Here is a 19,269-nt window from a genome sequence, read left to right as displayed (position 1 = left end):
GCGTGATCGAGCTGACCCTCCGGATCGTCTTCTCGCTGCTGGTCGTCGTCGGCCTGATGTGGGGCATGGCGAGACTGGCCCGCAAGCCGCTCGGCCTCCGCCGGGGCGGCGGGCTGATCGAGGTACTCGGCCGGCAGCAGCTCAGCCGGGGCGCCTCCGTGGCGGTGGTGCGCATCGCAGACAAGGCGATGGTGCTGGGCGTCACGGACGGCCAGGTCACGCTGATCGGCGAGACCGACCTGGCGGCGGTCGAGGAGTACCAGCCGGAGGAGCCGGTCCGGCGCGAGCCGCTCGCGCTGGACTCGCTCGACGCGCGGGAGGCGGCCCCGACCGCGACCGGACCGCTCGGCGGCTCGGTGCTGTCGGCCGCCACGTGGAAGCAGACCCTGCAGTTCCTGCGCGAACGGACGGTACGCAAGTCGTGAAGCACCCGATCCGCCTGGCCCTCGCCACCGTCGGCGTCGGCGCGACCCTGCTGCTCGCCACACCCGGCACGGCCACGGCGGCCACCGGCGCCGCACCCGCCGCCGCCCCCGCGTTCGCCACCGCCCCTGCTGTCATCGCCGCGGCACCTGCCTTCATCGCCGTGCCCGCGTATGGCCCCGCGCCGCAAGCGCCCACGCCGCCGGCACCGCCCACCGCGCCGGCCGAGCCGCAGGGCACGGTCACGATCAACGTGGGCGGTACGGACAGCAAGCCGAGCCAGTCGATCGTCATCCTGATCGCGCTGACCGTCCTGTCGGTCGCGCCGGCCCTGCTGCTGCTGTGCACCAGCTTCACCAAGGTGTTCGTGGTCCTGAGCATCACCCGCAACGCGCTCGGCCTGACCACCGTGCCGCCCAACCAGGTCCTCGCCGGGCTGGCGCTGTTCATCAGCCTGTTCATCATGGGGCCGGTCATGTCGGACATGAACCGTGACGGTGTGCAGCCCTATCTCAAGGGCGAGAAGACCCAGAGCGTGGCGTTCAACGACGGCGTGAAGCCGCTGCGCGAGTTCATGCTCAACCACACCCGCAAGGACGAGCTGGCACTGTTCACCAAGGTCGCCAACAGGCCGATGCCCAAGGACCGGGACTCGGTGCCGCTGACCACGGTGGTACCCGCCTTCGCCCTGTCCGAGCTGCGGGCCGCCTTCATCATCGGCTTCGTCATCTACATACCGTTCCTGGTCATCGACATGATCGTGTCAGCCTCACTGATGAGTCTCGGCATGATGATGCTGCCCCCGGTCACGGTGTCGCTGCCGTTCAAGATGCTGCTCTTCGTACTCGTCAACGGCTGGGGGCTGGTCGTCACCGCCCTGGTCGCCAGCTACCACTAGGGACGCCGCGCGCATGACCGACACCCAGATCATCCACCTCGGCCTGCAGGCGATGACCGTCGCGGCGAAGCTGGCCGCCCCGGTACTGCTCACCGCCCTGCTCATCGGCTTCGCCGTGTCGCTGTTCCAGTCCGTGACCCAGATCCAGGAAGCCACGCTGTCGTTCGTACCGAAGGCGATCGGCGTCGGGATCGCGCTGCTGATCACCGGGAACTGGATGCTGCACGAGATCACGAACTTCACCACGACACTGTTCGCGCAGATCCCCACCCTGCTGGGGAGCGCATGAACCTGTCCTGGCCGACGGCGGAGCTGACCGCGATACTGCTGGCCTCGGTACGGGCCTCCGCCTGGCTGACCATCTCCCCGCCGTTCAACAACAAGGTGGTACCGCCACCGGTCAAGGCGCTGTTGTCGGTGGCGATCGCGCTGCCGGTCGTACCGGCCCTGGTGCCGAAGGTACCGGCCCTGGACACCGCCGGGATGGTCGTCAGCGTCGCCGAGCAGGTGGTACTGGGTACCGCCCTGGGATTCCTGACCGCTCTGCTGTTCGCCGCCGTGTCGGCCGCCGGCAGCCTCATCGACCTGTTCGGCGGTTTCTCGCTGGCGTTCGCGTTCGACCCGATGGGCGCGAGCGGCAACAGCGGCAGCGGCATCTTCGGCCGCTTCTACAACATCATGGCGATCACGCTGCTGTTCGCGACCGACGGCCACCAGCTGGTGCTGCGCGGCTTCACCAGGTCGTACGACGTGCTACCGCTGGACGGCACGCTGTCGCTGCACACCCTCCAGCAGCTGGTCACCACCGGCGTCGCCGACATGTTCCTGGCGGCACTGCAGATCGCCGGCCCGCTCATCGCCGTGCTGTTCTGCGCCGACATCGGGCTGGGCCTACTGTCCCGGGTAGCGCCGGCGCTCAACGCGTTCTCGCTCGGCTTCCCGGTGAAGATCCTGCTGACCCTGGGCGGCGTCGGCCTGGCGCTGACCATGCTCCCGCAGGCCGTCCGCCACCTGGTCGACGCCTCCGTCAAGGCCGTCCTCCAGGCGGTCGGCGCATGAGCACCCCGCCGCGCCCGTCGCGCCCGCCGCGCCCGTCGCGCCCGTCGCGCCCGTCCCGCCCGTCGCGCCCGTCGCGCCCGTCGCGCGCCCAAGATCCGCGCAATGTCGCGAACTTTGCTGCTATCCGGCGATCGGTGACAGCAATGTTCGCGACATTGCGTGGATCTTGGGACAGCGCGGCGTCCGCGGTGACTCTGGAGGGGGTGTCGTGAGCGGCGAGAAGACCGAGAAGCCCACCGAGAAGCGCAAGCGGGAAGCGCGTCGGGAAGGGCGCATCGCCCGTACCCCCGACCTGGGCTCGTGGGGTGGGTTGCTGATCGCGAGCGTGCTGGTACCGATGGTGGTCCGCAGCACCATGAAGACCGCCGAGAAGGTGTTCCTGCTGTCCACCGCCGTGATCAGCGACCCGGATCCGGCCAAGGCGATGAAGGTCATGGCCACCGGCCTGCGGGACGCGGCGACGACGGTCGCGCCGCTGGCCCTCGGCATGATGGCGACCGGCATCCTCGCCGCGGCGGCACAGGGTGGCCTCCGTCCGGCCACCAAGCTACTCAAACCGGACTTCAAACGGCTCAACCCGTTCTCAGGTCTCAAGAGGACGTTCGGCCCCCATGCGATGTGGGAGGCGGTGAAGGCCACCGTCAAGACGGCGATCCTGGGCACCGTCCTGTACCTGCAACTGCGTACGATGCTGCCCGGCCTGGTCACGGCCGGTTCGATGCCGCTGCCGGCGCTGCTGAACCTGATCGCGGACACCGTGCTGACCCTGTTCCGGACCGCGGCCGCCGCCGGCCTGGTGATGGCCGTCGCCGACTACGCGGTGGCTCGCCGACGCATCGGCAAGCAGCTCAGGATGAGCAAGCACGATGTCAAGCAGGAGCACAAGCAGCAGGAGGGCGACCCGCTCCTCAAGGGCGCCATCCGTTCCCGGCAGATGGCAGTGAGCCGCCAGCGCATGATGAGCGACCTGGTGAAGGCCGATGTCGTCCTCGTGAACCCGACGCACGTCGCGGTGGCGCTGCGCTACGACCCGAGCCGGGGCGCGCCGCGGGTGGTGGCGAAGGGCGCGGGAGCCATCGCGGCGCGCATCCGCGAGGTCGCCGCCGAGAAGCGCATCCCGATGGTGCAGGACGTACCGCTGGCGCGGGCCCTGTTCAAGGAGTGCGACCTGGGCGACGAGATCCCGCCGGAGCTGTACAACGCGGTCGCGCGGGTGCTCGCCTTCGTGATGACACTCAAGACGCGCGGCTCGGCTGCCGGCCTGCACCGCGCCCCGGTGCTGACGCACTGACCGGATCGAAGACTCCCCGGCCGGATCGAAGAACCCCCGGACTCGGCACCGGCAACCCTCCCTCACGTGCGAGGGGGCCGGTAACTCTCCCCTCACCTGCGAGGGTGGGAAGGATCCGACGGGTGGCCACAAAAAATGATCAGGGAGAGTTCGGGCCGCTACGGGGACCCGAGTTCTCCCTGATGATGTGACGTGCGGGACAGCAGCTCACGCCGGGGCGGCGACGCTGTCGGGCGGGGCGGCGTTCGCCGACGGGCCGAGCACACCCTGTACGGTCCGCACCGACCAGCCCACCGCGCTCAGGTACGCCTGGGCCAGTTCGGCCGGCGACACCTTCGTCCGACTGAGCATCTCGGTGTCGGCGCCCTCGTACGCGCGCACCATCGCCACCACCTCACCGATCGGGCCGACACCGTGGACCAGCGCCTCGGTGACCTCGTCGGCGAGCGGCAGGGTGCCGACGAGTTCGGCCACCGGTACGCCGAGCACGTCGGAGATTCCCCACAGTAGGCCGGCGATGAACGCGGCGTCGCCCGAGGCGTCGATCTTGGCGGCGATGGTCTGGCACAGCCGGGCCCGGGCCATCGCTGTCGACAGGTTCTCGTCGCTGGCCTCGGAGATGTCCGACACCAGCATCAGCGTGACCCACTCGCGGATCCGACGGCCACCGAGCATGACCACAGCTTCGTGCACCGAGGAGATCCGCCGCGACAGCCCGCCGGAGGCCGCGTTCGTGGCGCGCAGCACCCGGAACGTCAACGCCGGGTCGCTGGTCACGATCGACACGACGTGGTCGATGTCGGTCTCCGGGCCGGTCAACGCACCGAGCAGTTCCAGCCGTCGCAGCCGCGAGGGCGCGAGGGTCGCGATGGACACCACCTGGGTACGGCTCAGCGCGTACCCCTGGTACAGCTCGAACCCGAGGTCGTGGGCGAGCATCGTGTGCGCCGCGGTCTCCACCTTCTCGGCGACCAGCTTGATGCCCGGGTACTGCCGGCACGCCTCCACGACCGAGGTGATGCGCTCCACGTCGCCGTCGAGTACGTCGATCTTGACGTACGAGGCGAGGTCGAGCAGCCGCTCGTGACCGAGGCCGAAGACGAAGTCGTCGAGCGCGATCGGGTAGCCCTGCTCCACCAGCCGGGTGACCCCGGCGATGACCTCGTCGTCCATCTCGACGGTCTCGAGGATCTCCAGCACCACCTGGCCGGGCTCGAACGGCAGCGCCAGCTCACCGACGATGAACTCGCGGGTGAGGTTGATGAAGCAGGTGTGGTTGCCGACGAGCTCGGGCAGCCCGAACTCGGTGAACGCGTTGACGATCACCTGACTGGTGGCGTACGCGTTGCGCCGTGACGCCGCTACCTCGGCCCCGCCGCCGCGAAAGAGCAGCTCGTAGCCGACGACGTCGCCTGCGGGGTTGTACAGCGGCTGACGGCCCACGTGCACGATCTGCCCGGCCTGAGGTTCCGATGTGGTCACGTTGCGTCGATCGGCATCCGACGGCAGGTACTGAGGGAAAAATCCTCACCTGGCCGGCCGCGGTACCGATGTGTCGGCTGCCAGGACGGCAAGGTACGGCCACGGAACGGGCTTGAAGCAGTCGCCGACAGTAGAAGGTGTCGTGTCCGGTCGCCGGTTGAGCCAGTTCGCCGTCCCCGTGGGCGTGGTTGGGATCATCGTGATGATGGTCGTGCCGCTGCCCACCATGCTCATCGACCTGCTCATCGCGTTGAACATCACCGGTGCGCTGCTGGTCGTACTGGTCAGCATGTACGTCAAGCGCCCGCTGGACTTCTCCGCGTTCCCCTCGCTGCTGCTGATCATGACGCTGTTCCGGCTCGCGCTGAACATCAGCGCCACCCGGCTGGTCCTCATGGACGGCTTCGCCGGCAAGGTCATCGACGCGTTCGGCCACTTCGTGGTCGGCGGTCAGCTCGTGATCGGCCTGGTCATCTTCATCATCCTGATCGTGATCCAGTTCCTGGTGATCACGAAGGGTGCCGAGCGGGTGGCCGAGGTCGGTGCCCGGTTCACCCTCGACGCGATGCCCGGCAAGCAGATGGCGATCGACGCGGACCTCAACGCCGGCCTGATCGACGAGACCGAGGCCCGCCGGCGGCGCACCGAGGTCGCCGCCGAGGCGGACTTCTACGGTGCGATGGACGGCGCCTCCAAGTTCGTCAAGGGCGACGCGATCGCGGCCATCGTCATCACGTTGATCAACCTGCTCGGTGGCTTCGCCATCGGCATGATCGGCAAGGGCCTGTCACCGATGGAGGCGGTGCAGAAGTACAGCCTCCTGAGCGTCGGTGACGGCCTGGTCTCACAGATCCCGGCGCTGCTGCTGTCGGTGGCGACCGGCCTCATCGTGACCCGCTCGGCCACCGAGGGCGACATGGGTTCGAGCGTGGCGCAGCAGCTCGGCCAGCACCGCAACGCCATGCGCATCGCCGGCGGCGCGGCCCTGGGCCTGTGCCTCATCCCCGGCCTGCCCAAGATCCCGTTCCTGGTGATCGGCGGTGCCGTGCTGTTCATCGCGCAGCGGCTGCCCGCCACCGCGGCCGACCCGACCGACGAGGCCCAGGCCGACGCGCCGCCCACGACCGACGCGACCGAGACGCTGCTCGGCGAGATGCGCGTCGACCCGCTGGAGCTGGCGCTCTCCCCCGACCTCGTCGACCTCGTCGACGGCGCCGGCGGGGACCTGCTCGACCGGGTACGGTCGCTGCGCCGCAAGGTCGCCCTGGACCTCGGCATCGTGATGCCACCCGTGCGCACCCGCGACGACCTGGACCTGCCGCTGTCGACGTACGCCATCCGCATCAGCGGCGTAGAGGTGGGCCGCGGCCAGGCGCCTCCCGGCACCGTCCTGGCGATCGGCGAGAACCTGGACTTCCTGCCCGGCCGCGCCGGCGTCGAGCCGGTCTTCGGCCTGGCCGGCAAGTGGGTACCGGCCGAACTGCGCCACCAGGCCGACCTGTCCGGCGCCACCGTGGTCGACCGCGCATCGGTCGTCATCACGCACCTCGCCGAGATCGTCCGCGCCAACGCCAGCCGACTGCTCGGGCGCGAGGACGTCCGGGCGCTCACCGACGTCGTCAAGCAGACCAACCCGGTCGTCGTCGAGGAGCTGACCCCGGCCCTGCTCAGCCTCGGCCAGGTGCAGCGGGTCCTGCAGAACCTGCTCGACGAGGACGTACCGATCCGCGACCTGGTACGCGTCTTCGAGGCGCTCTCGCTGACCGCGAAGACCGTCACCGACCACGACGCGCTGCTGGAGGCGGCCCGCGCCGCGCTCGGCCCGGCCATCGCCGCCCGGTACGCCGTCGACGGCGCGCTCACGGTCGTCACGTTCGACCCTCGCCTGGAGCAGTCACTGCTGGAGTCGCTGCGGCCCACCGACAACGGCCTTCAACTGCTGGTGGAGACCGCCCTCGCGGAGAAGATCGTGGCGGAGCTCAACCAGCTTGTCGAGGCGGCCGAGCAGCGCGGCGCCAGCCCGGTGGTCGTCTGCTCGCCCCAGCTGCGCCTGGCGCTGCGCCGCCTGCTCCAGATGGCCGTGCCGCGGCTGCCCGTCCTGTCGTACTCCGAAATCGCCCAGAGCGCGCTGCGCGTCGAGACCGTGGGAGTGGTGAACGGTGCCTACTCGATTGCTGCTTGAAGGTAACGACATCCAGCAACTGCTGGCACAGGTACGGGCCGAGCACGGCCCCGGCGTCAGGATCGTGGCGGCCGACCGGGTCCGGCCGGCCGGCCTGTCCGGCCTGTTCGGCCGCGAGCGCTACGAGTTGACCATCGAGGTCGCCGACGACGCGCCGGCCGGAGCCGCCGCCCCTGCCAGTGCCCGTACCGGCACCGCGGTCACTGGCGCTCCGGCCGCCCGGGTCGACGCCGCCACGGCGGGTACACCGGCCGCCGTCAGCCCGGCTGACGCGCTGATCGCGCTGGTCGAGGCGCAGGAGCGGCAGTTGATGCCGTACCTCGACGCCGACGGCGCTCCGGCCGGCGGATCAGCTCCGGCGACCCCGGCCGCTCCGGCCGCGACGACCGCCCCCGTTGCCAAGGCCGCCCCGGCGACTCCGGCGGCCCCGGCCGCTCCGGCGACTCCGGCGGCCCCGGCGGCCCCGGCGGCTCCGGCGACTCCGGCGGCTCCGGCGACTCCGGCCGCCCCCGAGGTTCCGTCCACTCCGGCCACTTCCCCGGCCGCGGCTGCCGCCGCCGCGAGCGGTGCCGCCGCGACGTCGTTCGCCGAGGTGCTGTCCGGGTTCGGCGCGCCGGGCTGGAAGGTACCCGTCATCGCGGACGGTATCCCGGTCGTGTCGGCGCCCACCCGGCCGCAGGTCGCCCCGCCGCGCACCGGCGTGGTCATCGCACCACCGGCACCGGCGCCGGCACCGCCGGTCACCGTGCCGGCCGCTGCCGTACCCCCGCCGGTCACCGTGCCGGCCGCTGCCGTACCCCCGCCGGTCACCGTGTCGCCCGCTGCCGTACCCCCGCCGGCCCCCGTGCCGGCCGCGGCCGTGCCGTCGCCGCGGATCGCCGTGTCGATGACGCAGCCCTTCTCCCACCCGGACGTGCCGGACGTCCCGCTGATCCCCCGCTACCAGCCGGTACGGCTGCCCGCGGACGCCCCACTGCCGACCGTGCTGGCCCACCTGGGCCTGCCGAAGCAGCTCGAGGAGCGGGTCACCGGGGCCGACTCGTACCGGGCGATCGTCAAGGTCCTCAAGCTCCTGCCCGAGGCACCGAAGCCGCCGGTGGGCGCCGGCGACGTCCTCGTCATCGTCGGCGACCTGCACCGCGCGCTGCCCGTCGCCCGGATGGTGACCGAAACCCTACGGCTGGGACCGGCCCGGGTCGCACTGGCGGCGGCCAGCTGCGCGGGTACCGGCATCCACCCGAGCCGCCGACTGGCCGGCCCCGAGCACGCCGCCAAGCGGATCGCCAAGCTGCGCCGTACCGGCGACGTACCGGTCGTCGTCGTGGTCGACAATCCAGCCGACGGCAGTGGTACCGAGTGGGCGCGCTCGATCATCGAAAGCTTCGACGCCACCGCGGTGTGGAGTGTGGTGGACGCCACAGCCAAGACTGCGGATAGTGCGCGCCGGCTGGCCGATATCGGGCGTGTGGATGCGATCGCGGCATATGCCTGCGCGGCTACCGGAGACCCCGCTACCGTGCTGCAACTGGGCCTGCCCGTGGCCCTGATCGACGGCCGGGTGGCCACCCCGCACGTGTGGGCCGAGCTTCTGTGCCGCAGGCTGGAAGAGGTAGTGGAATGACCGAGCCGATGCCGGACATCAGCCAACCCGTCACTGTGAGCGACGGCGAGCGGGATTACGAGTCGCGGGTCGAGCTGATCGACGGCCGGACCGTGGTCGTGGCCGCCCCGTTCAACGAGACCGTCGAGATCCCGGACATCGGGTCCATGCTGAAACTCGGTTGGGTCGCGGGGCCGCGGGGCCGCTACGTCGTGGATGCCAAGCTGACGTCGACCTCGCGGGTCGAGGGCGTACCGATGCGATGCTGGACCCTGGCCCTCGAGTCGGCCCCGGAGATCAACCAGCGGCGCCGGTTCGTGCGCGCCGGCGGCGGCGAATCGGTACGGGTCCGCCTCAAGGACCGCGACGACGTAGTGATCAACGGCTCGGCCAGCGACATCAGCGAAGGCGGCGTACGGTTCCGCGTCCAGGGCGCCAAGCCCGACGACCCCAACCGGGTGAAACTCGACAACGGCGTACCGGTGAGCGTCGTCGTCCATCTCGACGAGGACATGCTCGACGCGGACGGCGCGGTGCTGCGCACCATCGAGGATCAGGTCGCGCACACCGTCGACATGATCGTGACGCTGCGGCTGACCGAGCGCCAGGCCGAGCGGGTGCGCCGGTACGTGATGCGCCAGCAGGTGCTCGCCCGCCGCGCCGCCGCCGACGCCGAGTACTGACGAGAAGACACCGACGCAGATGGCCAAGTGGTCGACGCTCCTCCTCGCCGGGCTACTGGACAGTCCGGCGCTGTACCACGCCTTCGTCCTCCACGACCTGGACTACACGTCCGCTCTCGTGCGGTACCTGATCGCGGTCGTCGTGGCGGCCGTGATGCTGGCGCTGCTGCGCGGTCTGGCGAACGGGTACAAGAGCCGCAACGACGCCGAGGTGCGCGCCGCCGCGCGCGCGGCCGCCCAGGAAGCCGCGATGGAGGCGCTCGATGCCGCCCGCGCCAACCCCGCGGTGATGGCGCACGCCCGCCGCAGCACCGACACCCAACCGGAACCCGACGAGCCCGCCGCATAGCCGCGGCGGGGCTTCCCGCTGCGCATACTGTGCCCCCAACGCCGGCATCGCCCCTAACTCCGGCATCGCCCCGCCCCACACCGGCATCACCCCCGACACCGGCATCACCCCCGACACCGGCATCGCCCCGCCCCACACCGGCATCGCCCGCAACGCCGGCGTCGACACGGGCGCCGAGGTACGCGACGTGATCGGACCACATCCGGGCTGAGCGCCAGGCCGGCCCACCGCCCCGGACCGGAACACGGCCGTCAAGATCTACACAATGTCGCGAACGTTGCGGTATCCGAGCTCCGGGAAGCAGCAATGTCGGCGACATTGCACGGATCTTGATACCGGGTCGCCTCACCCGAACAGGAACGCCTACCCGGACCCGCCGGTTTCGCCGGCCTGGTGCTCATCGCCGTCGTCCGCATGCTTCCGTGACCTACAGGACAGACCCCGGCGCGCCCGTCCACAGCGGGTGCTGCCCCGCCGCCACCGGTACAGGTCGCGGACAGGGGCATCCTCGTGTGGACCTTCAGGCCTTCGCACCCCATGACTGATCGGTCACTCCGGCCCCTCGGACCCTCGCACCGCTCGACCGATCCGACACTCCGGCCCCTCGGACCCTCGCGCCCCTCGACCGATCCGACACCCCGGCCCCTCGGACCCTCGCACCCCTCGACCGATCCGACACCCCGGCCCTTCAAACCCTCGAACCCCTCGCGCCCCTCGACCGATCCGACACCCCGGACCCTCGAACCCCGGGCCCCGGAGCCGCCGACCCTCCAGCCCCCGCCCGAAACGACGACTCCCCGGACGGCGTGGTTGCCGCACGGGGAGTTGACGCTGTCGTCGGATGAGTCAGTTGGCCCAGCAGTCAGATGGCCCGACAGTCAGATGGCCCGACAGTCAGATGGCCAGGGAGATGGACAACCGTCCGCTGCCGTAACCGCCGACCTCGACGGCGAGGTCGATCCGGTTGCCGAGCGCGCACAGGAGCGCACCGGCGTCGTTGGGGATCTGCTCACCGGGCACGAAGACCTGGTAGAGCTTCAGGTGGGGGCCGCCCTCGTGGTTGAGCAGGGTGGTCATGATGTTGCAGACCTCCCGGACGTTCTCGGCCTGGGTCGGCGTGACGACGCCGTCCTCGACGCAGTCCTGCGCGCCACCCGGGGGCAGCAGCCCGATCGCCGCGCCGGCGTACACCGTCAACGGCAGGTCCATGCCGACGACCGCCCAGAGCTTATGGTGGTTGTCGGTGTACAGGCTCACGAGCGTCGTCTTCAGGTCCTCGGCGAGAACCGGGTTGGCCGTTCCGACGGTGACCGGCCGCCCGAGGAGGTCCTCGAACAGGTCACGAACGTCTTTGGGTGCGGGCAGAAGCGACATACTTCACTCATCCTAGAATCGGGTCCAAAGCGTCACGAAACGCCTCAGCCGTGAACGGCTTGGTGATGAGGAAGAGCGCACCGGCCTCCTCGGCGGTGTTGCGCATCTCCGGAGTCCCCTCCGAGGTGACGAAGCCGAAGGGCACCTGGATGCCGTTGGCGCGGAGCATCCGCAGCACCTCGATGCCGGTCATCTCGGGCATGTTCCAGTCCGACAGCACGAGGTCCGGGCCCTCGTTCACCACGGCGTCGAAGGCCTGCTGGCCGTCCGCCGCCTCCACCAGGTCGTGGCCGTCGAAGCCGGCCTGGCGAAGGGTACGGGTGACGATCTGCCGCATCACCCGGCTGTCGTCAGCGATCAGAATCTTCATCGCTTCGGGTCACCCTTCCTTCTCGCTGCCGCCCAGCACCTGCACCGCGATCGACTCGCCCAGCCACTGGCCGTTGAGCTGGCACACCTCTTCGGCCGCGGGCCAGCCGGTGTTGCCGTTGATCGCCACGACCGGCAGCGAGAGCGCCGACGGCTCGGGCATGAGGCTCTTGACGTTGCCGCCGATGATGTTGGCCAGCTCGCCCAGGGCGTCGGTGACGTCCTCAGGGGCGGCGTCGTCGACCTCGATGCCCAGCAGCGCCGCGGCGGCGTTCCGCGCGGCCGGCATGGAGCAGGACACCACGATGTGGCCGCGCCAGGCACCGGTCACCGACACAGACGCGACGACCTCGTTCGAGGGCCGGGTCCGCTCCACCTGGAGAAGCGGGCTCGTACCGTCGACGTCGAGGTACGAGGCCCACACCTGCTCCGCGATCGCGAAGAGATCCTCGTCCGTCGGTGCGGGATGTGCGGTCATGCCGTGGCTCCGTTCGTCAGTACACCCAGCAGCGCCAACTTCTCCTCGATGGCATCCGGGGTGAAGGGTTTGATCACGTACTCATGGGCGCCAGCCGCCAGGGCTCGTACGATCTGGCTCTGTTCACTCTCGGTGGTGACCATCATGATGGTCATCGCCCGATACTTCGGATCTGCGCGAACTGCCGTGACGAACTCCAGTCCGTTCATCTCCGGCATGTTCCAGTCCACGAGCGCCACCGTGGGAACGGTCTCACTGGCTCCGAGCAGATTCAGGGCCTCCCGCCCGTTCTCCGCCTGCCACACCTCGAATCCCAGCTGCGTGGTGATCCGGCTGAGGATCAGCCGCATCGCCCGTGAATCATCGATCACCAAGGCAATCATTGGTGATCACCCCTTTCCCGATGCGCCGCCGGGCGGCGTGGTCTTTCCGTCTCGCAGGCGGTACGCGGAGCTGCGGCCTGCGGCAATCCGTTCGAACCTGTCGTCGATGCCGATCGTCGTCTCGGCCGATCCGAGGAAGAGCCAGCCGTCGGGACGTATGACGGCTCCCACCCGGGCCAGGACCTGACGTTTGGTCTCGACATCGAAGTAAATCAACACATTGCGCAGAAAGACGATGTCGAACTGCGGCAGCGGTGGCAGCGGAGCCGCCAGGTTCAGCCGCTTGAAGCTGATGTTGTTGCGCAGGCTCGACGAGACCCGCCAGTGGGCACCGTCGCGCTCGAAGTGGCGTACCAGCATGTGCGCCGGCAGGCCACGGTTGACCTCCAGCTGGGTGAAGCGGCCGGCCTCGGCGCGGGCCAGCATCTCCTGGGAGATGTCGGTGGCCAGGATCTCGTAGCTCCACCCGGCCGGCAGGGACTCCTGCAGGACCATCGCGAGGCTGTACGGCTCCTGCCCGCTGGAGCAGGCCGCCGACCAGACCCGCAGGACCCGGTTGGACGACCGCGTCGGCATCAGGTCGGGCAGTACGTGGGCGGTCACCGCCTGGAACGGTTCGCCGTCGCGGAACCACGACGTCTCGTTAGTGGTCAGCGCATCCACGATCTTCTCATGGGTGTCCGGCTCCGGCCGCTGCTGTGCGCGGCTGACGAACTCGGAGACGGTGGGCACCCCGGCCTGACGAGCCAGTGGGAGCAGCCTGGCTTCCACCAGGTACTCCTTCCCGGTCTCCAGCACGATTGCGGAATTACGCCGCACCAGGTCGCTGACGTAAGCGAACTCCTGGGCGCTCAACGTCATCGGGTCACCTCCTTGGACCGTGCGCCGCGGCTTACGGCGGTACGCGAGACGAGATAGTTGGCGATGTCGGGCAGCGGCAAGACGGCGTCTGCCAGCCCGGCGTGGGTGATGGCGCCAGGCATGCCCCACACCACGGACGTCGCCTCGTCCTGGGCGACGATCTCGGCACCCTTGGCCCGCAGGACCTCGGCGCCCCGCTTGCCGTCCTGGCCCATGCCGGTCAGGACGGTCGCGAGGACCTTGCCGCCGTAGACCTTCGCCACGGAGCGGAACAGCACGTCGACGGCGGGCCGGCAGAAGTTCTCGGGTGGACCGCTGGTCACCTTGGTCAGCACCGTGGAGCCGGACCGTACGAGTTCCAGATGGAAGTCGCCCGGCGCGATGTACACCGTGCCGGGGTGGACCGGCTCGTCCCCCGCCGCCTCGACCACGTCGAGGACGCAGGTGCGGTTGAGCCTCTCGGCGAACATCTTCGTGAACACCGGCGGCATGTGCTGGACCACGACGATGGGTACCGGAAGGTCGCCCGGGAGCGCCTGGAGCACCCGGGACAGGGCGTCCGGACCGCCGGTCGAGCAGCCGATCGCGAGCATCTCGACCCGGTCGGTGACCGGGCGGGCCGGCGCCGGGGTCGCGGTGGAAGGCCGGGCCGCCGGGCGCGACGGCACTCCGACCAGCCCGGGAAGTGCCGGCGGGAAGGCGAACCCACCGCCCGTCTGGGCCTGGCCGGGACGGGTCGGCGCCGCACCGTCCCGGGTACGGGCCCGCACCCCCCGCTCACACAGGGCGTGGATGCGCGGGATGATCTGCTCCCGGACGCTGCGCTTGGACTCCTCGAAGCTGCCCACGTTGGACGGCTTGGTGACGTAGTCGCTGGCACCGGCGGACAGCGCGTCGAGCGTGGCGCTCGCACCGGCCGCGGTCAGCGTACTGAACATGATCACCGGCAGGTGCGGGTAGCGGGATCGCAGCTCGCGCAGGGTGGACAGGCCGTCCATGACCGGCATCTCGATGTCGAGCGTCACCAGGTCGGGCTTGAGCTGTTCAATCTTGGATAAGGCGACGCGCCCGTTGGGCGCCGTACCGACCACCCGGATCGCGGGGTCCTCGGCGAGGGCGTCGGTGACGAGGCGCCGGATGACGACCGAGTCGTCAACGACCAGAACCGAGATCACGTAGCGGCCTCCCCGCACCGGGACAGCCACCGCCCGGCCATCCGCTCGCCGCCCATATCGGCGCGACGGGATACGGGATGAGGAAAGTGAGCGCCGATACCCGCATATTCGGGAAACCCGAACCAACGGGTAGATCAGTACTCAATCAGGGCGTTACCGATCGCGGCGCACCGGCCTCACGGCTCGCCGCGCCGCTGGTCACCGACCTCGGCCTGCGCGGACACCCCGATCGGGCCCAGCGCGGCCAGCAGCGGGTCGAGCAGCCGCTCCACCGTCTCGGCGGCCACCAGGTCCCGCACCATCATGGCCTGTACCGCACCGCTGAGCAGGTTCCACACTCCCCCGGCCCGCTCGGCCACCGGGATGCCCGCGTCGTCCACCGCCTGGACGAGCATGAGCTGGGCCGCGGCGGCGGCCCGTACCCGCTCGGAGACGTAGACCGCCCAGGAGGCGGCGTGGACGGCCGGCGCCCACTCGGTCGCACTGCGGCGGGTCGCCTCGGCGGCGGCGCCCAGCCGGACCAGCTGGGCCGAGCTGAGCGTACGGATGTGGCTCAGCAGCGTGCGGATGTCGTCATGCTGGGGACCGAGGTGCACCGGCCGCGCCGGCAGCCAGCGCACCGCCGACAGCCACCCGGCCGCGAGGCTGCGCCGCGACGGCACGGACAGCAGGTCGCGCAGGTACGCGGCGACGACGGCGTCGCAGATCACCGCGGTGGCCCGGGCCGCGGTCTCGCTCTGCGCCTTCCCCGCCCCGGTGGCCTTCCAGGTCCAGTCCAGGACGTCGTGGCGGACACACTGCAGCAGCCCGTCGACCGTTCCGATCGGGGCCCGCTCGATCAGCGCCAGCGTCCGGTCCGCGTCGCCCGGGTCGGCCGACAGGTCCCGGACGTTCTGGCGCCGGCGGGCCGCCTCGTCGACGTCCTGCCACAGGGCGAGCCGGTCCCAGTCGTCCATCCGGAAGTTCGCAAGCGCCTCAAGGTCACTTTCCGTAAGGGAAAGTGCGCGGAGGAGAACATCGGCAGCGGACGATCCACCCTCCAGGCGGGACAGGTCGAAGCCGAGAACGGGGGCGCTGACGAGGCTGTACATGCACCCAGTTTGCAACCGTCGCGCTCCCCGGTGCGTCCCCCGATCGGTCAGGTGCGTAACGGAGCGTGAACGCGAAAGGAGGGTACCCGCCCCGCACCAGGTCGTGCGGGGCGGATACCCTCCCCGGTCGTCGCGGGCCCTAGTCCTCGCCGGCCGAACCGGTCGAGGTGTGCACCGCGCGCACCGTGTCCAGCGCCAGCATCAGCCGGCCGTCCAGCTTGAACGCGCCGGTGATCAGCTCGCGGCTGGGCCCGGTCAACGTGTCCGGCGGCGGCTCGAACGTGTCGTCGTCAAGCTCGACAACCTCACCGATGCGGTCCACCAGCAGGCTGACCGACTCCTCCTCGGTGCGGACGATGACGTTCATCGCCGGGCCCTCGAAGTCGCGGGCCGACAGTCCCAGCTGGACCCGCAGGTCCACGGCCGCGATGACCTGCCCGCGGAGGTTGAACAGCCCGCCCACCGACTGCGGAGCCAGGGGCACCGGGGTGTACTCGTGGAACGAGAGCACCTCCTGCACCTGGGCCACGTCCAGCCCGAACAGCTGGTCGGCCACCTCGAACGTGGCGTACTGACGACTTGTCATCTCCTACGCTCCCACCATCATCGTCGGCTCGCTGTCGTACGTGTCGGCGTCGGCGTCGAAGCGCGGGTCCGCCGCCATGATCGCGCGGCGCACGTCGAGCAGCTCGGTGACGCGCTGCTGGATGACCGCCGACCCCAGGAGGCCGTCGTCGCCGAAGTCACGCTCGGCACCCACGACGTCCTCGACGATGTCGACGATCCGGTCCACCGCGAGGGCCACGCTGCGGCCGCGTTCGGTGTAGACCACCACCGGCACCGACGTGGTTTCCTGGCCGTCCGAGTAGACGCCGAGCAGCTGGGCCAGGCGCAGCACCGGCAGGATCTGGTCGCGGTACTGCACGACCTCGCGGCTGCCGACCCGCTCGAAGCGCTCCAGCGAGAACTCCTCCAGCCGGGTGACCATGTCCAGCGGGATCGCGACCCGCCGCTCGCCGACGCCGGCGATGAGCAGCCGGTCCACGTTGTCCTTGCGGGCCTGGTCCGTGGCGTCGACCTCCTGCTGTCCCCGCTCGACCGCACCCACGTTGAGGTGCGCCCGGCGGGCGAGGGCCGGCACGTCGAGGATCAGCGCGACCCGGCCGTCGCCGAGCAGCGTCGCCCCGGCGTACATGCCGATCTCCTTGAACCGCGACGACAGCGCCTTGACCACGACCTCTTCGGTGTTGAGCACCCGGTCCACCACGAGACCGAAGCGGCGCCCCTCCGCCTGGAGGACGGCGACGTACACATCCCGGTCACCGCTGCCGGTGGGCAGGCCCAGGGTCTCGTCCAGCCGGACCAGCGGCAGCAGCTTGCCCCGCAGCCGGTAGACCTGGGCGCCCATGGCGTGCTCGATCACGCGGCCGTTCTGGCCGTCGAGGTAGACCAGCTCGTGCACGGCGACCTGCGGAATCGCGTACCGCTCGGTGCCGCACTCGACGGTCAGCGCCTGGATGATCGCCAGCGTCAGCGGGATCGTCAGACGCCAGGTCGTACCCTCGCCCAGGGTCGATTCGACGTCGACCGCACCACCGATCCGCTCGATGTTGGTCTTGACCACGTCCATGCCGACGCCGCGGCCGGAGACGTTGGTGACCTTCTCCGCGGTCGAGAAGCCCGGCTTGAAGACGAGGTTGAGGATCTCCCGGCGCTCCATGTGCGCCACCTGGTCGCGGGTCAGCAGCCCGCGCCGGATCGCCACCTCGGCGATCCGGTTCGGGTCGATGCCCTTGCCGTCGTCGGCGACCTCGACGATGACGTGTCCGCCCTCGTGGTAGGCGCGCAGGGTCAGCACGCCCTCGGCCGGCTTACCCGCGGCGACGCGGTCGGCGGCAGCCTCGATGCCGTGGTCGACGGCGTTGCGGACCAGGTGCGTCAGCGGGTCCTTGACCGCCTCCAGCAGGCTGCGGTCCAGTTCGGTCTCGCGCCCCTCCATGGCCAGCCGGACCTGCTTGCCGACCGAGCTGGACAGGTCACGGACGACGCGGGGCAGCTTCGACCACAGGTGGTCGATCGCCTGCATCCGCGTCTTCATGACGCTCTCCTGCAGCTCGCTGGTGATCAGGTTGAGCCGCTGCCCGGTACGGGCGAGGTTCGCGTCCGACGACGCCGTCACCGCGCGCAGCATCTGGTTGCGGGTGAGTACCAGCTCACCGACGAGGTTCATCAGCTTGTCGAGCAGGTCGACGTCGACCCGGATGGAGCTCTCCGCGATGCTGCGGCGGGTCTGCCCGACACCGGGCTCGGCCGCGTGCTCGTCCTCGAGCAGCGCGCCCGCGAGGGCCGGTACCGGCAGCTCCTCGGGCTCGACGGCCGGGGCGGCGTCGGCGGCGGGAGCGACCGGGGCCGCGTCGACGGCGGGGGCGGCGTCCGCAGCCGGGGCCGCGTCGGCGACCGCCGGGGCGGGGTCGGCGGCCGGCGGCTTCGCAGCGGCCGGCGCCGGGGCGGGGTCGGCGGCCGGCTTCGCGGCCGCGCTACCACCGTCGATGCAGCGGGTGACGGCTTCGATGACGCCGTCGACGTCCACCTCGCCCTCCGCGCCGGTCTCCTCGATCGCGGTCAGCAGGGTCCGGACCACGTCGACCATCCGCAGCAGCGTGTTGGTCGTCTCCGGAGTCATCACCTGGGTACCGTCGCGCAGCCGGGCGAGCAGGTTCTCGCCGACGTGCGTCACGCGCTCCAGCCGGTTGAAGGCCAGGAACCCGCTCGTACCCTTGATCGTGTGAATAGTGCGGAAAATGCTTGACAGCAGTTCCCGTGACCCGGGCTCCTGCTCGAGCGCCACCAGGTCACGGTCAAGCTGGTCCAGGTTCTCGTGGCTTTCCACGAGGAATTCCTGGACGATATCGCCGAGCTCGTCCAACGCCGCCTCCCTTTCTACGAGGCTTCCATCGGCAGCGCCCGAACCCGGCTGAGAATTTGCCGGAATCTGGGTCGAGATCACCCCATACCGGAAGACGACCCGTCCGCTCCCGCGCGCATACCGGGCATAGTTCTCATCTCACCGCCGCCGGGCGGTTCACCTCGCACCGACCGGGGTAAGTAGGACGGCCTAGGGGGTGATCGAGAATGACCCGAAGCAACCCGGAGATCGAGCAGGTGTGGGACGTCTTCCATCGACTGGTCAACATGACCTCCCCGGAGCTACGTGACTGGCTACTGACGACCCCGGACGGCGCGGACGCATACTCGCCGGAGCCCGGCATCGACGTCCACGAGACGGGTGAACGGATCCTGCGGATCCTGGAGAAGCGGCGCGTGGACCTCACCGACGACGACGTCGCCACGATGCGGCTGGTCAGCGAACTGATCGTGGGGCGGCTGACCAACGCCCCGAAGGACGAAGCCACCAACGGACCATGGCGGCACACCCTGCTCACGCTCGGCCACGACCCGCTGCGACCGGACTCCCCGCGCGGCGAGGAAGCGGCCGCCCTGCTCCCGGCCGCTTCCACCACGCTGAGCTGACCCGCGGCGGGGGGGCCCCCCCCCCCCGGGGCCCCCCCCG

20 protein-coding genes are annotated in these 19,269 nt (G+C 70.3%); 10 read left to right on the top strand and 10 right to left on the bottom strand.

All coding sequences use genetic code 11. From position 1 onward, the window contains the following. Positions 1-2: 2 nt before the first annotated feature. The 5 genes from fliO to ACNTMW_RS21880 all read left to right on the top strand — a co-directional run bounded on the left by fliO (position 3) and on the right by ACNTMW_RS21880 (position 3,671). Positions 3-425: a flagellar biosynthetic protein FliO gene (fliO, locus tag ACNTMW_RS21900; RefSeq protein ID WP_426635593.1), complete on the top strand. Its 423-nt coding sequence runs from the start codon at positions 3-5 to the stop codon at positions 423-425. Next, positions 422-1,321 carry a flagellar type III secretion system pore protein FliP gene (fliP, locus tag ACNTMW_RS21895; RefSeq protein ID WP_426635592.1) on the top strand — a complete coding sequence of 300 codons (900 nt, stop codon included), beginning with the start codon at positions 422-424 and terminating at the stop codon, positions 1,319-1,321. Before fliO ends, fliP begins: the two co-directional genes overlap by 4 nt. Positions 1,322-1,334: 13 nt before the next feature. Next, positions 1,335-1,610: a flagellar biosynthesis protein FliQ gene (gene fliQ / locus ACNTMW_RS21890; protein ID WP_426635591.1), complete on the top strand. Its 276-nt coding sequence runs from the start codon at positions 1,335-1,337 to the stop codon at positions 1,608-1,610. Further along, positions 1,607-2,380, top strand: a complete 774-nt coding sequence (locus ACNTMW_RS21885) for a flagellar biosynthetic protein FliR (protein ID WP_426635590.1) — start codon at positions 1,607-1,609, stop codon at positions 2,378-2,380. Before fliQ ends, ACNTMW_RS21885 begins: the two co-directional genes overlap by 4 nt. A gap of 208 nt (positions 2,381-2,588) precedes the next feature. Further along, positions 2,589-3,671 (top strand): EscU/YscU/HrcU family type III secretion system export apparatus switch protein, encoded by a 1,083-nt coding sequence (locus ACNTMW_RS21880; RefSeq protein WP_426635589.1) that lies wholly within the window; start codon positions 2,589-2,591, stop codon positions 3,669-3,671. A 207-nt stretch (positions 3,672-3,878) separates the two neighbouring features. On the opposite strand, the gene ACNTMW_RS21875 is transcribed toward ACNTMW_RS21880, so the two are convergent. Further along, a complete protein-coding gene (locus tag ACNTMW_RS21875) occupies positions 3,879-5,153 on the bottom strand; it encodes an EAL and HDOD domain-containing protein (protein ID WP_426635588.1) in 1,275 nt (424 codons plus the stop codon). A gap of 157 nt (positions 5,154-5,310) precedes the next feature. On the opposite strand from ACNTMW_RS21875, the gene flhA reads away from it, so the two are divergent. Genes flhA through ACNTMW_RS21855 form a run of 4 tightly spaced genes read left to right on the top strand, consistent with a single transcriptional unit; the run spans position 5,311 to position 9,967 of the window. Beyond that, positions 5,311-7,335, top strand: coding sequence for a flagellar biosynthesis protein FlhA (flhA, locus tag ACNTMW_RS21870; protein WP_426635587.1), 2,025 nt, complete (start codon positions 5,311-5,313; stop codon positions 7,333-7,335). Then, positions 7,313-8,956: a hypothetical protein gene (locus ACNTMW_RS21865; protein ID WP_426635586.1), complete on the top strand. Its 1,644-nt coding sequence runs from the start codon at positions 7,313-7,315 to the stop codon at positions 8,954-8,956. The genes flhA and ACNTMW_RS21865 overlap by 23 nt, the downstream gene beginning before the upstream one ends. Beyond that, complete coding sequence (locus ACNTMW_RS21860; RefSeq protein ID WP_426635585.1) at positions 8,953-9,618, top strand: PilZ domain-containing protein; 666 nt, start codon at positions 8,953-8,955, stop codon at positions 9,616-9,618. The genes ACNTMW_RS21865 and ACNTMW_RS21860 overlap by 4 nt, the downstream gene beginning before the upstream one ends. Before the next feature lie 19 nt (positions 9,619-9,637). Further along, positions 9,638-9,967, top strand: coding sequence for a hypothetical protein (locus ACNTMW_RS21855; protein WP_426635584.1), 330 nt, complete (start codon positions 9,638-9,640; stop codon positions 9,965-9,967). 894 nt (positions 9,968-10,861) lie between these two features. Here ACNTMW_RS21855 and ACNTMW_RS21850 read toward each other — a convergent pair. The 9 genes from ACNTMW_RS21850 to ACNTMW_RS21810 all read right to left on the bottom strand — a co-directional run bounded on the left by ACNTMW_RS21850 (position 10,862) and on the right by ACNTMW_RS21810 (position 18,624). After that, entirely contained in the window at positions 10,862-11,341 is a 480-nt protein-coding gene (locus ACNTMW_RS21850) for a hypothetical protein (RefSeq protein WP_426635583.1), read from the bottom strand. A 7-nt stretch (positions 11,342-11,348) separates the two neighbouring features. Beyond that, positions 11,349-11,711 (bottom strand): response regulator, encoded by a 363-nt coding sequence (locus tag ACNTMW_RS21845; RefSeq protein WP_426635582.1) that lies wholly within the window; start codon positions 11,709-11,711, stop codon positions 11,349-11,351. A gap of 9 nt (positions 11,712-11,720) precedes the next feature. Then, positions 11,721-12,188 carry a chemotaxis protein CheX gene (locus ACNTMW_RS21840; protein WP_426635580.1) on the bottom strand — a complete coding sequence of 156 codons (468 nt, stop codon included), beginning with the start codon at positions 12,186-12,188 and terminating at the stop codon, positions 11,721-11,723. Next, complete coding sequence (locus tag ACNTMW_RS21835) at positions 12,185-12,571, bottom strand: response regulator (protein WP_426635579.1); 387 nt, start codon at positions 12,569-12,571, stop codon at positions 12,185-12,187. Before ACNTMW_RS21835 ends, ACNTMW_RS21840 begins: the two co-directional genes overlap by 4 nt. 6 nt (positions 12,572-12,577) lie before the next feature. After that, the gene (locus tag ACNTMW_RS21830) at positions 12,578-13,432 is read right to left on the bottom strand and encodes a CheR family methyltransferase (RefSeq protein WP_426635578.1); all 855 of its coding nucleotides are present in this window, start codon (positions 13,430-13,432) and stop codon (positions 12,578-12,580) included. After that, complete coding sequence (locus tag ACNTMW_RS21825; protein ID WP_426635577.1) at positions 13,429-14,607, bottom strand: protein-glutamate methylesterase/protein-glutamine glutaminase; 1,179 nt, start codon at positions 14,605-14,607, stop codon at positions 13,429-13,431. The genes ACNTMW_RS21830 and ACNTMW_RS21825 overlap by 4 nt, the downstream gene beginning before the upstream one ends. A 176-nt stretch (positions 14,608-14,783) precedes the next feature. Beyond that, a complete protein-coding gene (locus ACNTMW_RS21820; protein WP_426635575.1) occupies positions 14,784-15,698 on the bottom strand; it encodes a hypothetical protein in 915 nt (304 codons plus the stop codon). A gap of 139 nt (positions 15,699-15,837) precedes the next feature. Beyond that, entirely contained in the window at positions 15,838-16,284 is a 447-nt protein-coding gene (locus tag ACNTMW_RS21815) for a chemotaxis protein CheW (RefSeq protein ID WP_426635574.1), read from the bottom strand. 3 nt (positions 16,285-16,287) lie between these two features. After that, positions 16,288-18,624 carry a chemotaxis protein CheW gene (locus ACNTMW_RS21810; RefSeq protein WP_426635573.1) on the bottom strand — a complete coding sequence of 779 codons (2,337 nt, stop codon included), beginning with the start codon at positions 18,622-18,624 and terminating at the stop codon, positions 16,288-16,290. Between the two features lie 206 nt (positions 18,625-18,830). Between ACNTMW_RS21810 and ACNTMW_RS21805 the strand changes: the two genes are divergently transcribed. Further along, entirely contained in the window at positions 18,831-19,229 is a 399-nt protein-coding gene (locus tag ACNTMW_RS21805; RefSeq protein ID WP_426635572.1) for a DUF3140 domain-containing protein, read from the top strand. Positions 19,230-19,269 lie beyond the last annotated feature (40 nt).

The sequence above is a fragment of the Planosporangium spinosum genome, from assembly GCF_049999945.1.
GTDB classification, from domain to species: domain Bacteria; phylum Actinomycetota; class Actinomycetes; order Mycobacteriales; family Micromonosporaceae; genus Planosporangium; species Planosporangium spinosum.
Note: the sequence above shows the minus strand (reverse complement) of the source record. Positions and strands in the feature narration are given on the sequence as shown.

Coding starts and splice junctions, on each gene's coding strand:
- ACNTMW_RS21885 (WP_426635590.1), top strand. CDS start 1,607: ATGAACCTGTCCTGGCCGACGGCGGAGCTGACCGCGATACTGCTGGCC.
- ACNTMW_RS21845 (WP_426635582.1), bottom strand. CDS start 11,711: ATGAAGATTCTGATCGCTGACGACAGCCGGGTGATGCGGCAGATCGTC.
- ACNTMW_RS21830 (WP_426635578.1), bottom strand. CDS start 13,432: ATGACGTTGAGCGCCCAGGAGTTCGCTTACGTCAGCGACCTGGTGCGG.
- ACNTMW_RS21805 (WP_426635572.1), top strand. CDS start 18,831: ATGACCCGAAGCAACCCGGAGATCGAGCAGGTGTGGGACGTCTTCCAT.
- ACNTMW_RS21815 (WP_426635574.1), bottom strand. CDS start 16,284: ATGACAAGTCGTCAGTACGCCACGTTCGAGGTGGCCGACCAGCTGTTC.
- ACNTMW_RS21860 (WP_426635585.1), top strand. CDS start 8,953: ATGACCGAGCCGATGCCGGACATCAGCCAACCCGTCACTGTGAGCGAC.
- fliQ (WP_426635591.1), top strand. CDS start 1,335: ATGACCGACACCCAGATCATCCACCTCGGCCTGCAGGCGATGACCGTC.
- ACNTMW_RS21820 (WP_426635575.1), bottom strand. CDS start 15,698: ATGTACAGCCTCGTCAGCGCCCCCGTTCTCGGCTTCGACCTGTCCCGC.
- ACNTMW_RS21855 (WP_426635584.1), top strand. CDS start 9,638: ATGGCCAAGTGGTCGACGCTCCTCCTCGCCGGGCTACTGGACAGTCCG.
- ACNTMW_RS21835 (WP_426635579.1), bottom strand. CDS start 12,571: ATGATTGCCTTGGTGATCGATGATTCACGGGCGATGCGGCTGATCCTC.
- ACNTMW_RS21840 (WP_426635580.1), bottom strand. CDS start 12,188: ATGACCGCACATCCCGCACCGACGGACGAGGATCTCTTCGCGATCGCG.
- ACNTMW_RS21850 (WP_426635583.1), bottom strand. CDS start 11,341: ATGTCGCTTCTGCCCGCACCCAAAGACGTTCGTGACCTGTTCGAGGAC.